Origin of the sequence: Pseudomonas sp. MIL19 (assembly GCF_028680365.1) — a bacterium.
Classification (GTDB): domain Bacteria; phylum Pseudomonadota; class Gammaproteobacteria; order Pseudomonadales; family Pseudomonadaceae; genus Aquipseudomonas; species Aquipseudomonas spirodelae.
Genome location: NZ_JAPPVG010000013.1, coordinates 45,184 through 57,416, shown reverse-complemented (window position 1 = coordinate 57,416; position 12,233 = coordinate 45,184). Strand labels below are relative to the sequence as shown.

The 12,233-nt window shown below is 60.1% G+C and carries 15 protein-coding genes and 1 other RNA gene; 6 read left to right on the top strand and 10 right to left on the bottom strand.

What is annotated here, in order from left to right; genetic code table 11:
* Nucleotides 1-104 precede the first annotated feature (104 nt).
* Genes N1078_RS11170 through N1078_RS11155 form a run of 4 tightly spaced genes read right to left on the bottom strand, consistent with a single transcriptional unit; the run spans nt 105 to nt 3,703 of the window.
* Nucleotides 105-587: a DUF4442 domain-containing protein gene (locus N1078_RS11170; protein ID WP_274088248.1), complete on the bottom strand. Its 483-nt coding sequence runs from the start codon at nt 585-587 to the stop codon at nt 105-107.
* Between the two features lie 3 nt (nt 588-590).
* Complete coding sequence (gene ubiH / locus N1078_RS11165; RefSeq protein ID WP_274088247.1) at nt 591-1,778, bottom strand: 2-octaprenyl-6-methoxyphenyl hydroxylase; 1,188 nt, start codon at nt 1,776-1,778, stop codon at nt 591-593.
* A 2-nt stretch (nt 1,779-1,780) separates the two neighbouring features.
* Entirely contained in the window at nt 1,781-3,115 is a 1,335-nt protein-coding gene (gene pepP, locus N1078_RS11160) for a Xaa-Pro aminopeptidase (RefSeq protein WP_274088246.1), read from the bottom strand.
* 33 nt (nt 3,116-3,148) lie between these two features.
* Nucleotides 3,149-3,703 (bottom strand): YecA/YgfB family protein, encoded by a 555-nt coding sequence (locus tag N1078_RS11155; RefSeq protein ID WP_274088245.1) that lies wholly within the window; start codon nt 3,701-3,703, stop codon nt 3,149-3,151.
* Nucleotides 3,704-3,997: 294 nt separating this feature from the next.
* On the opposite strand from N1078_RS11155, the gene N1078_RS11150 reads away from it, so the two are divergent.
* From N1078_RS11150 to N1078_RS11135, 4 genes are all read left to right on the top strand, one after another.
* A complete protein-coding gene (locus N1078_RS11150; RefSeq protein ID WP_274088244.1) occupies nt 3,998-4,204 on the top strand; it encodes a TIGR02449 family protein in 207 nt (68 codons plus the stop codon).
* Nucleotides 4,204-4,518: a cell division protein ZapA gene (locus tag N1078_RS11145; protein WP_274088243.1), complete on the top strand. Its 315-nt coding sequence runs from the start codon at nt 4,204-4,206 to the stop codon at nt 4,516-4,518. Before N1078_RS11150 ends, N1078_RS11145 begins: the two co-directional genes overlap by 1 nt.
* 33 nt (nt 4,519-4,551) lie before the next feature.
* Nucleotides 4,552-4,730, top strand: a non-coding RNA gene (gene ssrS / locus N1078_RS11140) — 6S RNA.
* Between the two features lie 49 nt (nt 4,731-4,779).
* Nucleotides 4,780-5,376 (top strand): 5-formyltetrahydrofolate cyclo-ligase, encoded by a 597-nt coding sequence (locus N1078_RS11135; RefSeq protein WP_274088242.1) that lies wholly within the window; start codon nt 4,780-4,782, stop codon nt 5,374-5,376.
* A gap of 41 nt (nt 5,377-5,417) precedes the next feature.
* On the opposite strand, the gene N1078_RS11130 is transcribed toward N1078_RS11135, so the two are convergent.
* Complete coding sequence (locus tag N1078_RS11130; RefSeq protein ID WP_274088241.1) at nt 5,418-5,549, bottom strand: hypothetical protein; 132 nt, start codon at nt 5,547-5,549, stop codon at nt 5,418-5,420.
* Between the two features lie 167 nt (nt 5,550-5,716).
* Here N1078_RS11130 and N1078_RS11125 point away from each other — a divergent pair, with 167 nt between their 5' ends.
* Complete coding sequence (locus tag N1078_RS11125; protein WP_274088240.1) at nt 5,717-6,166, top strand: EVE domain-containing protein; 450 nt, start codon at nt 5,717-5,719, stop codon at nt 6,164-6,166.
* 24 nt (nt 6,167-6,190) lie between these two features.
* Here the strand turns inward: N1078_RS11125 and N1078_RS11120 are convergent, their stop codons facing one another.
* Nucleotides 6,191-6,610 (bottom strand): flagellar basal body-associated FliL family protein, encoded by a 420-nt coding sequence (locus N1078_RS11120; RefSeq protein WP_274088239.1) that lies wholly within the window; start codon nt 6,608-6,610, stop codon nt 6,191-6,193.
* Nucleotides 6,611-6,767: 157 nt separating this feature from the next.
* Between N1078_RS11120 and N1078_RS11115 the strand changes: the two genes are divergently transcribed.
* The gene (locus N1078_RS11115) at nt 6,768-7,745 is read left to right on the top strand and encodes an NADPH:quinone oxidoreductase family protein (protein WP_274088238.1); all 978 of its coding nucleotides are present in this window, start codon (nt 6,768-6,770) and stop codon (nt 7,743-7,745) included.
* Nucleotides 7,746-7,798: 53 nt separating this feature from the next.
* On the opposite strand, the gene N1078_RS11110 is transcribed toward N1078_RS11115, so the two are convergent.
* The 4 genes from N1078_RS11110 to trxA form a co-directional block, all read right to left on the bottom strand.
* On the bottom strand, nt 7,799-8,767 hold the full coding sequence (locus tag N1078_RS11110) for a CDP-6-deoxy-delta-3,4-glucoseen reductase (RefSeq protein WP_274088237.1): 969 nt from the start codon (nt 8,765-8,767) through the stop codon (nt 7,799-7,801).
* The gene (ubiD, locus tag N1078_RS11105; RefSeq protein WP_274088236.1) at nt 8,767-10,233 is read right to left on the bottom strand and encodes a 4-hydroxy-3-polyprenylbenzoate decarboxylase; all 1,467 of its coding nucleotides are present in this window, start codon (nt 10,231-10,233) and stop codon (nt 8,767-8,769) included. The genes N1078_RS11110 and ubiD overlap by 1 nt, the downstream gene beginning before the upstream one ends.
* A 135-nt stretch (nt 10,234-10,368) precedes the next feature.
* Nucleotides 10,369-11,628 (bottom strand): transcription termination factor Rho, encoded by a 1,260-nt coding sequence (gene rho, locus N1078_RS11100; protein WP_274088235.1) that lies wholly within the window; start codon nt 11,626-11,628, stop codon nt 10,369-10,371.
* A gap of 259 nt (nt 11,629-11,887) precedes the next feature.
* A complete protein-coding gene (gene trxA / locus N1078_RS11095) occupies nt 11,888-12,214 on the bottom strand; it encodes a thioredoxin TrxA (RefSeq protein ID WP_090241426.1) in 327 nt (108 codons plus the stop codon).
* Between the last annotated feature and the right edge of the window lie 19 nt (nt 12,215-12,233).

The following is a 12,233-nucleotide window of genomic DNA, read 5'->3' as shown; positions in this document are numbered from 1 at the left end:
TCACTCGCCCCTTCGGGTCACGCTAAAGCGCGCTAGCCACAAGCGGCTTCCGAGCTTGTTTTTAACGCCGCAGGGCCGACGCGCAGGAGACTTTGAACTGGTTCTTATGCTGCCTGCCGAACGCGCGGTTTAAGCCGCACGTAAAGAGTTTTGTGCACCCGCGCCACCAGAGTGCCGCTGCCATCGCGCACTTCTACATGCAGCTCGGGCAGGTATTTGTCACCGTCTGCGGTGTGCTGGCGGATGTCGCTGAGCAGCTGCTCGTCGATGCTGAAGTCGGCGTACACCGGGCCTTTGCCGGGCGCGATAAAGTCGATGCGCGCGGCCTTGTCCCAGACAATAAAATCGCGGCCGAGGTTTTCCATAATCATCAGCATGAAGAACGGATCGGTCATCGAGTACAGGCTGCCGCCAAACTGGGTGCCGACATAGTTGCGGTTATACCAGCCGAGGCCCATCTTCACCTGCACCTGACGGAAGTCCGCGCTGATCTGCCGCACCCGCACACCCGCACCCAGGTAAGGCGGATACAGGTTCATTACCCAGCGCAGCAGCCGCGCCTTACGCGCCAGTTTCTTCGCAGGCATGGCTCAAGACTCCGAACGGGTGCCCAGGCCCATGGCCTGGCGGGCGAACCAGCGTTTCGCCGGTGGTAGCAGATCAAGGCCCAAGAGGCCGAGGTTGCGCCCAGCCGCCAGCAGCGGCTGGCCGGTACTGAACAACCGGGTGACCTGATCGGAGAACCCCACAGTCAGCTGCTGGTCCGTCTGCTGACGGCTCAAATAACGCTGCAGGGTGGCCAAATCGCCCAATGGCGCAGTACTGGCCAGCAGGGTTTCGGCCAGCACCAGGGTATCGCGCAACGACAGGTTATAGCCCTGCCCGGCAATCGGGTGCAGGCTGTGTGCCGCGTTACCGAGCACCACTAGATGCTTACGCACCTGTTCCTTGGCCGCGGTCAGGGCCAGCGGGTAAAGGTGCCGCGTGCCGACCTGACGCAGAGAGCCCAAGCGATAGCCGAAGGCCTGCTGCAACTCGGCGAGAAACGCCGTGTCGTCCAGCGCCGACAGCCGCTCGGCTTCCGGCGTGGCGCGGGTCCAGACCAGTGCGCAGCGGTTATCAGCCAGCGGCAGTAGGGCCATCGGCCCCTCTTCAGTAAAGCGTTCAAAGGCCAGGCCGTTGTGCGGTTCCTGCGGGCTGACGTTAGCGATTAATGCACTCTGCCCATAGGGCGTGGTGCTGACGGCGATGCCCAGCTGCTCACGCAGCCCGGAGCGGCCACCCTCGGCGAGAATCGCCAGGTTGCACTCAAGCTCGCTGCCATCGTCCAGGGTCAGCCGGTAGCCATCCGCCAACACCTGCATGCGCGTGACCTGAGCCGGACTGCGCCAGCTCACCACCTGCGGGTCCAGCGCCTGCCATAAACATTCGCCGAGCCAGGCGTTTTCCACCACATAACCCAGCGCCGGCACGCCTTCTTCCTCGGCGCTCAGACGCGCAGCGGCAAAGCGGCCACGGTCGGAGACATGGATCTGCTTGATCGGTTCAGCCCGCTGGCTGATCTGCGACCACAGGCCAAGGCGTTGATAGATCTGCTGCGAGCCGAACGACAGCGCTGTCGAGCGCGCGTCATAGCTGGGCTGATAACCGTTGCCCGGGGTGAACGGCTCGATCAGGCAAATGCTCCAGCCACGCCGCTTGGCTTCAGCTTGCAGGGCCACGGCCAGGCTCGCGCCGACCAGGCCGCCGCCGATAATCGCGATATCCACCCGCGACATGCTTAAGCCGCCGCGCTGCGAGCGGCAGCCATCAGTGCTTCGATCTCTGCCACGGTCTTCGGTACGCCGCCAGTGAGAATCTCGCAACCGGCCTTGGTCACCACCACATCGTCTTCGATGCGCACACCAATACCGCGCCACTTCTTCGCCACGTCTAGATTGTCCACGGCAATATAAATACCCGGCTCAACGGTCATGGCCATGCCGACTTCCAGCTCACGCCATTCGCCGCCGACCTTGTACTCGCCGACATCATGCACATCCATGCCCAGCCAATGGCCGGCGCGGTGCATATAGAAGGGTTTGTAGGCCTCGGCGGCAATCAGCGCATCAACCTCACCCTGCAGCAGGCCCAACTCGACCAACCCAGCGGTGATTACCTGCACCGTGGCCTCGTGGGCCTGGTTCCAGTGCTTGCCGGGGCCGATTTCCTTGAACGCGGCTTCCTGAGAGGCCAGCACCAGCTCATAAATGGCCTTTTGCTCAGGAGAAAACGTGCCGCTGACCGGGAAGGTCCGGGTGATATCGCTGGCGTAGCAGTCGATCTCGCAGCCGGCGTCGATCAGTACCAGATCGCCATCTTTCAGCGGTGCGTCGTTTTCACGGTAATGCAGGATGCAGGCGTTCTTGCCCGCCGCGACGATGGAGCCATAGGCCGGCATCTTCGCCCCGCCTTTGCGGAATTCGTAATCCAGTTCGGCTTCCAGGTGGTACTCGAACAAGCCAGCACGGCTGGCCTGCATCGCGCGCACATGGGCGCGGCAGGAGATGTCAGCCGCTTCTTTCATGACCTTGATTTCCGCCGCCGACTTGTACAAACGCAGGTCGTGCAGCAGGTGCTCAAGGGTGACGAACTCATTGGGCGGCGTCGCACCCTGGCGCGCCTTGGAGCGGATCATGTTGATCCACTCCATCAACTGGCGGTCGAACTCATGATGGGTGCCCATGGAGGAGTAAACCCGGTCACGCCCCTCAATCAGCCCCGGCAGGATGTCGTCGATATCACCAATCGGGAACGCATCATCGGCGCCGTACTGGCTAATCGCACCGTCCTGGCCGGCACGCAGACCGTCCCACATCTCCCGCAGCGGATCGCGCTCGCGACAGAACAAAACGTACTCGCCATGTTCACGACCCGGAATCAGCGCAATCACCGCCTCCGGCTCGGGAAAGCCGGAGAGGTACTGGAAGTCGCTGTCCTGGCGGAAGATGTGCTCAACATCGCGGTTGCGGATATACACCGGTGCGGCCGGCAGAATCGCGATGCTGTTGGGTTCCATCTGCGCCATCAGCGCCTTGCGCCGACGGGCGTATTCCGACTTGGGGATGCTGATCATGGGCAGATTGAGTCCACTTCTATTGCATGAAAATCAATGCAGCGACGGTTTCGCCGCGGCGACTACAGGTTTGGCGCATTCGCTGAACAGCAGCAGTGGCGCAACACGCAGGTACTCCATCACTTCCATGTAATCCGTTTCACCGTCCTCGGATTCTTCCAGGGCATTCTGCACCTGGGAAATCGCCGCGAGGTCTTGCAGCACTTCCATGGCTTCAGCGCTCAGGGCGCTGTCACGGGCGGTCAAACCAAAGCCGCCGAGGAAGCCTTGGCACCATTGTCCCAGAGCTACCGCGCGCTCGCTAAGCGGCGCATCGTCGCTGGGCAACAGCAGTACCACGGTAACGTCGTCACTGGTCAGTTCGCCCTTGACCATTTCCTGTAGGCCAATCAGCGCCTGGCGCACGGTATCTTCCGGCGCGCCGCCCAGCAGCTCGGCGGCATCCACCAGCCAGGAGTCGATCTCGAACCCTGCACCAGCACAGCTGCGACCCAGCAACAGGCCATGCAATTCAGCAGGGGAAACGGTGTGGCCGCTGCTGGCAAGCAGCGCGGCAAAAGCGGAATACGGCGAATTTGAAGTTGGCATAGATAACTAGGCGCAAAGCTGCGCAATCACTAGAATGGAGGCCCTGTATCCTAGCACCGGCAAGCCTGCCAAGACTAATCAAGTGGCTCGGCGGCCATGTACAAATCGCCCCTTGCCGCAAAAAATTACCGCGCCGTGATCGACGGGTGAAATGCATCAACCTGTAGTGCCAATCTGCCCCACACTGCTAAATACGCAAACTAAAGGCACCGTGCTCCGTCCGATACTGTCGAAGCCACCTTAAAGACGCTATTTTTACTTGTCAGCCCACTCACCCAGTACGAGTAGAGAACCATGGACGACGTCGACCTGCAGGCGCTTACGACCAAGCTGGACCTGCTGATCCAGCATGTCGAGCAGCTCAAGGCGCATAACCGACAGCTTCTGGCGAGCGAAAAAGCCTGGCGTGAAGAGCGATCCCACTTAATTGAAAAGAACGAAATGGCCCGGCATAAGGTCGAATCCATGATTTCGCGCCTTAGAGCCTTGGAGCAGGATTAATGTCCCAGTCGAACACGCTGACCGTCCAGATCATGGACAAAGAATATTGCATCGCTTGCCCGAGCGATGAACGCAGCAATCTGCAGAGTGCTGCGCGCTACCTGGATGGCAAAATGCGCGAGATCCGCTCAAGCGGCAAAGTCATTGGTGCCGACCGCGTCGCCGTGATGGCCGCGCTGAACATCACCCATGAACTGCTACACAAACAGCAACACCTTGATGAACAGGCCGGAGCCAACCGCGAACAGGTGCGTAACCTGCTCAATCGTGTCGACAGCGCCCTGGCCCAGGACAGCAATGAGCAAGGCAGCTAATTGCGCGCCGACGGTTTCGGGTATACTGGCCACCGCTCCCTGGAGTGTGCGCCAGTTGGTCATGTCCCTGAGCCGATTCGCACAACCCCGGGGGTTGCAAGTTGAGACCGGTGTGCATGTCCGCTTGACGGAAAGCCTTAAGGTCTCCTGCAACCTCCACCTTGAACTTTCGGGTTCAAGGGCTAAGCCGACAGCGGCACGCCGGGGAGTCACTTTTTCCAGCCAGTTGCCCTTCCGCGACAACGGCTACTGCAACCCTCCATGCTCGATACAACTGCCCTAAGCCGCGCACAGCTGCGCCGTCATCTGCGTGCACAGCGTCGTGCGCTCAGCCCCCACGCCCAACGGCAGGCCGCCCACTGCTTATACAAGCAACTGGCGCAGCACCCGCTGTTTCGCCGGGCACGGCAGATTGCCCTGTATCTTCCAAACGATGGCGAGATTGATCCACGGCCGCTATTACGCGCGGCGCAAAAACGCGGAAAGGCCACTTACCTGCCAGTGCTCAGCCCCTGGCCGCAAAGCAAGATGGTCTTTCAACGCGTCCGCGCTGGCCAGCCCCTGCGCAAAAACCGCTTTGGCATTTACGAGCCACAACGCAATTGCAAACAGCAACGCAAGGTGTGGGCACTGGATCTGGTGCTACTGCCGCTGGTTGGCTTCGACCGCGATGGCGCTCGCTTGGGGATGGGTGGCGGATTTTATGACCGCAGCTTGGCCTACCTCAGCCTGCGCAAAAATTGGCACAAACCGACATTGCTAGGTCTAGCGCATGAGTGTCAGCTGGTTGAGCGCCTGGCCATGGCCAGCTGGGACGTACCGCTACAAGGCACCGTGACGGACAAGGCGTGGTATTGAATCAACAAGGCAGTACCGCATCCTTGCGGCACCCAGCCGGCTCAGCGCACTACGCTGGATTGCGTCACCGGCGCAGGCTGGTGCTCCCATAGGCTCTGGGTGTAACCCGTGGTCACCACGCCCAAGCTGAACAAAATCACCAACACCCACAACACATCTGGTTTACGTTTCATTCGCTGCCTCCCCCTTAAGGCATAGCCTGCGGTGTATCCGCGACAATTATTGTTATAGACCCAGTAACGGCGGCCACCCACGCAGCCAGTTGGCGACACGACAGCTCGACAACCACTCAGCAGACAGCCGGTGCCCGTTAAAGGACCGAAACACAGGAGCAAAGTTCATGCCTTATTGGCTGATGAAATCAGAACCCGACGAACTCTCCATCCACGACCTGCAGCGCCTTGAGCAAACGCGCTGGGATGGCGTGCGCAATTACCAGGCGCGCAACTTCTTGCGCAGCATGCAGCAAGGCGACTTATTCTTTTTTTATCACTCCAGCTGCCCGGAGCCTGGGATTGCCGGCATCGCCCGCATTGTGTCCGCCGCCTACCCCGACCCCACCGCGCTAGAGCCGGACAGCCACTATTTCGACGCTAAAGCCAGCGCGGCTAAGAACCCCTGGAGTGCAGTCGATGTGGCCTTTGTCGAGGCATTCAAACGCGTCATCCCTCTGGCACAGCTGAAAACCCAGAGCGCGCTACTGGAGTTACCGTTGGTACAGAAGGGCAGCCGCCTCTCCGTCATGCCGGTCAGTGCTGAGGAATGGGCAGCCATCCTGGCGCTGCGCTGAAATAGTGCAACGCCAGGCAAACCGTTACTGAATGATTAAGTTGTTGAACAGCAGGTCATCAACCAGCGGCTTACCTTCTTCCTGATTAAGCACATCTTGCACCTGCTTGAGCGCCTCGGTACGCAGCGTTTCCCGAGCACCAGGCGCGGCCATGGCCTCTTCCGTTTGCTGGGAAAACAGCATGACCAGCTGATTGCGGATCAGCGGCTCATGGTGTTTGACCTTCTCTTCAACATCCTTGCCAGTAACCCGCAGCGACAGGTCGGCCTTAAAAAACTTGAGCTTGGGGCCGTCACCAAAATTCCCCACCAGGGCCGGCACCAGGGTGACGTAGGCAACCGCCGGAGCAGCGCCTTCTTCCCCCTCGGGCTCTTCCTTGCTTTCCGAAGCCTGCGCCATCAAGGGCAAGGACAGAGCCAACAGCAATGCGATCCAGACTTTCACAGGCGATATTCCTCAAGGGTTCAGCGCCTAGCATAGCCACACTCAGGCGGTGGCCCAAGCCCCAGCCTTATGCATAACCATCATGCACAAGCATGCTCGTTGACCGGGCAGCACTCACACCTACACTGCATGGCCAACAACCGCAGAGGAAAGCCCGATGAAAGCCGTGCTGTGTAAAGCCTTCGGCCCCGCCGAAACCCTGGTACTGGAAGAAATCGCCAGCCCCGAAGCGAAGAAGAATGAAGTGTTGCTGGAAGTGCATGTAGCCGGGGTCAACTTTCCTGACACGCTGATCATCGAAGGCAAATACCAGTTCAAACCGCCTTTCCCCTTTTCCCCAGGTGGCGAAGCATCTGGCGTAGTCACAGCCGTCGGTGAAAAAGTCAGCCACCTGAAAGTCGGCGACCGGGTGATGGCCCTCACCGGCTGGGGCAGCTTCGCCGAAGAAGTGGCGGTGCCCGGCTATAACGTCATGCCAATCCCCGCGAGCATGGACTTTGCCAGCGCCGCTGCTTTCGGCATGACGTACGGCACCTCTATGCACGCCCTCAAGCAGCGCGCCAACCTGCAGCCTGGGGAAACCCTGCTGGTACTCGGGGCCTCTGGCGGTGTCGGCTTGGCAGCCGTGGAAATTGGCAAAGCCATGGGCGCCAAGGTCATCGCCGCCGCGAGCAGCGCGGAGAAGCTCGACGTAGCCAAGGCTGCTGGGGCCGATGAGCTGATCAACTACAGCGAAAGCAACCTGAAAGACGAAGTGAAGCGCCTGACCGGCGGCCAAGGCGCCGACGTGATCTACGATCCGGTCGGCGGCGATCTATTCGACGCGGCGATTCGTAGCATTGCCTGGAACGGCCGCTTGCTGGTGGTGGGTTTTGCCAGCGGGCGCATTCCCGAGCTGCCAGTGAACCTGGCGCTGCTCAAGGGCGCCGCCGTGGCCGGGGTGTTCTGGGGCGCGTTTGCCCAGCGCCAGCCACAAGACAATGCGGCCAACTTCCAGCAGCTATTTGCCTGGCACGCCGAAGGCAAACTCAAGCCACTGGTCTCGCAAACGTACCCACTGGCGCAGGCAGCCGAGGCGATCAACATGCTGGGCCAACGTAAGGCCGTGGGTAAAGTGGTGGTGCAGGTACGCTGATCGCACGCGACAGCAAAAGGCCGCCCATCAGGCGGCCTTTTTTATTGACGCGGTTAACCGCGGGGCGCGTAGGCGAAGACGTCTGCGCGCATTCGATGCGCATCCATACCCGCGTCTACCAATGCATCGAGGGTGGCATAGACCATGGCCGGCGAGCCGCTGGCGTAGACGTGTAATGCGTTAAGGTCGGCAAAGTCTTCACGCACGGCCTCATGCAGCAAACCGCAACGCCCCTGCCAGCCGCATTGATCGCTGACCACCTGGTGCAGAAACAGGTTGGGCACTTGCTGCCACTGCGCCCAATGCTCCAGCTCATAGAAGTCTTCCGGGCGACGCGCGCCCCAGTACAGATGCACCGGGTGGGCAAAACCGATAGCCCGACAATGCTCGATCAAACTGTGCATTTGCGCCATGCCGGTACCGGCGGCAATCAACACCAGCGGTCCATCCGGCAGTTCGGCCAAATGAGTATCACCGAACGGCAGTTTCACCCGCACCAGGCCCGTGGTGCGCAATTGGTCCACGAGGGCGACAGTCGCCTCGTCGCGGGCCAGTACATGCAACTCCAGCTCGCGGCCGCAGTGCGGAGCCGATGCCAGGGAAAAGGCCGCGTAATCATCAGCGTCGCGCTGCAGCAGCAGGTATTGCCCGGCGTGGTAACGCGGTGCCTTGCCGGCAGGCGCTTGCAGGCGCAGACGAAACACATCGCCGCCCAGGTCATCGCAGGCGGCAACCTGGCAGGCCAACTCGCGCACCGGCAGCTCGCCAGGGGCGAGCACGCCATCCCAGTGCAGCACACAGTCTTCCAGCGGTTCTGCCAGACAGGTGAACAGCTCCCCTTGGGCCAGTTCAACCCCGCCTTGCTGCACGCGGCCTTCAACCAATAACGCCGCGCAGATATGGCAGTTACCATTACGGCAGCTTTGCGGACAGTCGTAGCCCAGGCGCCGCGCGGCATCGAGAATACGCTCGCGGGGCTGGACGTCCAGTACTGCGCCTGAAGGATTCAGGGTGACTTTCATCAATCAATTCCCAACTCAGACCACAGCGCATCGACGCGCTGCTTGACCGCTTCATCCTGAACGATAGCCCGGCCCCACTCACGAGTCGTCTCGCCCGGCCACTTGTGGGTGGCGTCCAGGCCCATCTTCGACCCCAAGCCCGAGATAGGCGAGGCAAAGTCCAGGTAGTCGATCGGGGTGTTATCGATCATCACCGTGTCGCGCTTGGGGTCCATGCGCGTGGTGATGGCCCAAATCACATCGTTCCAGTCCCGCGCATTGATGTCGTCATCAGTGACGATGACAAACTTGGTGTACATAAACTGGCGCAGGAAGCTCCACACACCGAGCATCACGCGCTTGGCGTGGCCGGGGTACTGCTTTTTGATGGTGACCACCGCCAGGCGGTAGGAACAGCCTTCCGGCGGCAGGTAGAAGTCTACGATCTCGGGGTACTGCTTCTGCAGAATCGGCACGAAGACTTCGTTCAACGCCACACCGAGAATCGCCGGCTCATCCGGTGGCCGGCCTGTGTAGGTGCTGTGATAGATCGGCTTTTGCCTACGCGTGATGCGCTCGACGGTGAACACCGGGAAGCTGTCGACTTCGTTGTAATAGCCGGTGTGGTCGCCGTAAGGGCCTTCCGGGGCCATCTCACCAGGGTGAATCACCCCCTCGAGGACGATTTCGGCACTGGCCGGAACCTGCAGATCACTGCCGCGACACTTCACCAGCTCGGTTCTGTTGCCGCGCAACAGGCCAGCAAAGGCATATTCAGACAAGGTATCCGGCACCGGTGTGACCGCGCCGAGAATGGTCGCCGGATCGGCACCGAGGGCCACCGCAACCGGGTAGGGACGATCCGGGTATTTCTGGCACCAGTCGCGAAAATCCAGTGCGCCGCCGCGGTGGCTGAGCCAGCGCATAATCACTTTGTTGCGGCCAATCACCTGCTGACGGTAAATGCCGAGGTTCTGTCGTTCCTTGTTAGGCCCTTTGGTGATGGTCAGGCCCCAGGTGATCAGCGGCCCCACATCGCCCGGCCAGCAGGTCTGCACAGGCAGCTTGCCGAGGTCGACGTCATCACCCTCTTCGATCACTTCCTGGCACGGCGCGTCTTTAACGACTTTTGGCGCCATGGCCAGTACCTTGCGGAAAATCGGCAGCTTGCTCCAGGCATCCTTCAGGCCCTTCGGCGGCTCAGGCTCCTTCAAAAACGCCAGCAGCTTGCCGATTTCACGCAGCTCGCTGACCTCTTCCGCGCCCATGCCCAACGCCACGCGCTTGGGCGTGCCGAACAGGTTGCCGAGTACCGGTACATCGAAGCCTGTGGGGTTTTCGAACAGCAGCGCCGGCCCGCCTTTACGCAACGTGCGGTCGCAAATTTCCGTCATCTCCAGCACGGGAGAGACGGGTGTCTGGATACGCTTGAGTTCACCGCGCTGTTCCAGGCCGCGAATAAAGTCGCGCAGGTCACGATACTGCATGCAAATGCCTCGTTTCGAGCCGAGCAATAGGGCCGCAAAGTTTAGCGCCGAACTCGGTCTTTCAGAAGGGAAAGCCAATATGCAGAGACACAAAAGCCGGGCTTACCCGGCTTTTGTTGTAGGGCGAAGGACGCCTTACTTACGCTTCATCGACTGGAAGAACTCTTCGTTGGTCTTAGTCGCTTTCAACTTGTCGGTGAGGAACTCGATGGCGGCAATTTCATCCATCGGGTGCAGCAGCTTGCGCAGAATCCACATGCGCTGCAGTTCGTCCTCGGCGGTCAACAGCTCTTCGCGACGGGTACCGGCGCGGTTGATGTTGATCGCAGGGAACACACGCTTCTCGGCGATACGACGGTCCAGCGGCAGCTCCATGTTGCCGGTGCCTTTGAATTCTTCGTAGATCACTTCATCCATCTTCGAGCCAGTTTCCACCAGCGCGGTGGCGATGATGGTCAGCGAACCGCCTTCTTCGATGTTACGCGCGGCGCCAAAGAAGCGTTTCGGCTTCTCCAAGGCGTGAGCATCGACACCACCGGTGAGCACCTTGCCGGAGCTTGGGATCACGGTGTTGTAAGCACGCGCCAGACGGGTGATGGAGTCGAGCAGGATGACTACATCCTTCTTGTGCTCAACCAGGCGCTTGGCCTTTTCGATGACCATTTCGGCCACCTGCACGTGGCGGGTTGGTGGCTCATCGAAGGTCGAGGCCACCACTTCGCCGCGCACGGTGCGCTGCATTTCGGTCACTTCTTCCGGGCGCTCGTCGATCAGCAGAACGATCAGGTGGCACTCGGGGTTGTTGCGCGCAATGTTCGCCGCGATGTTCTGCAGCATGATGGTCTTACCGGCTTTCGGCGGTGCGACGATCAGGCCACGCTGGCCTTTACCGATCGGGGCGCAGAGGTCGATCACCCGGCCGGTGATGTCTTCGGTAGAGCCGTTACCGGCTTCCATGACCAAACGCTTGGTCGGGAACAGCGGCGTCAGGTTCTCGAAGAGAATCTTGTTCTTGGCGTTTTCCGGGCGGTCGTAGTTGATCGTGTCAACCTTGAGCAGCGCGAAGTAACGCTCGCCTTCTTTCGGCGGGCGTATCTTGCCGACGATGGTATCGCCGGTACGCAAGTTGAAGCGGCGGATCTGGCTCGGCGAGACGTAGATGTCATCGGGGCCAGCGAGGTACGAGGCATCCGCAGAGCGGAGAAAGCCGAAACCGTCCTGGAGAATCTCCAGCACGCCATCACCGGAGATTTCCTCACCGCTTTTAGCGTGTTTCTTCAACAGGGAGAAAATCACGTCCTGCTTGCGTGAACGAGCCATGTTATCCAGGCCCTGTTGTTCAGCGAGTTCCAGCAGTTCGGTAATCGGCTTTTGCTTGAGTTCGGTCAGATTCATAGGAATGACGTAATTCATGAAGGAGGGGAAATAAGCTATTTAGCTTGGGAGCCAGCGCCGCAGAGAAGGCGAGTTGATCGCCTGCTTATGTATCGAAGGATTCGGATAGGAATGCGTCGGCGACGGCTTGCAGGGGGCTGCATAGGAAATACAGCGAAGCCGAATGTAACACCGGTTTTATTCGTACGTCCAGCGCCCAGGCAGAAAAAAGCCCCGCAATGTGCGGGGCTTCTAGCGCTTGTTGGCGTCTCAGTACAACTTAGATGTTGCTATCGAGGAACGCCGCCAGCTGCGACTTGGACAGTGCGCCCACTTTGGTGGCTTCAACATTGCCGTTCTTGAACAGCATCAGCGTTGGGATGCCACGCACGCCAAACTTCGGCGGGGTGTCCTGGTTTTCATCGATGTTCAGCTTGCAGACTTTCAGCTTGCCCTGATAGGTCTGGGCGATCTCATCGAGCACCGGCGCTATCATTTTGCACGGGCCGCACCACTCAGCCCAGTAGTCGACCAGCACCGGCCCTTCGGCCTGCAGGACATCTTGGTCGAAGCTGGCATCGCTGACATTGGTGATGAATTCGCTCATGGAAAGTCTCCGTGTTCGG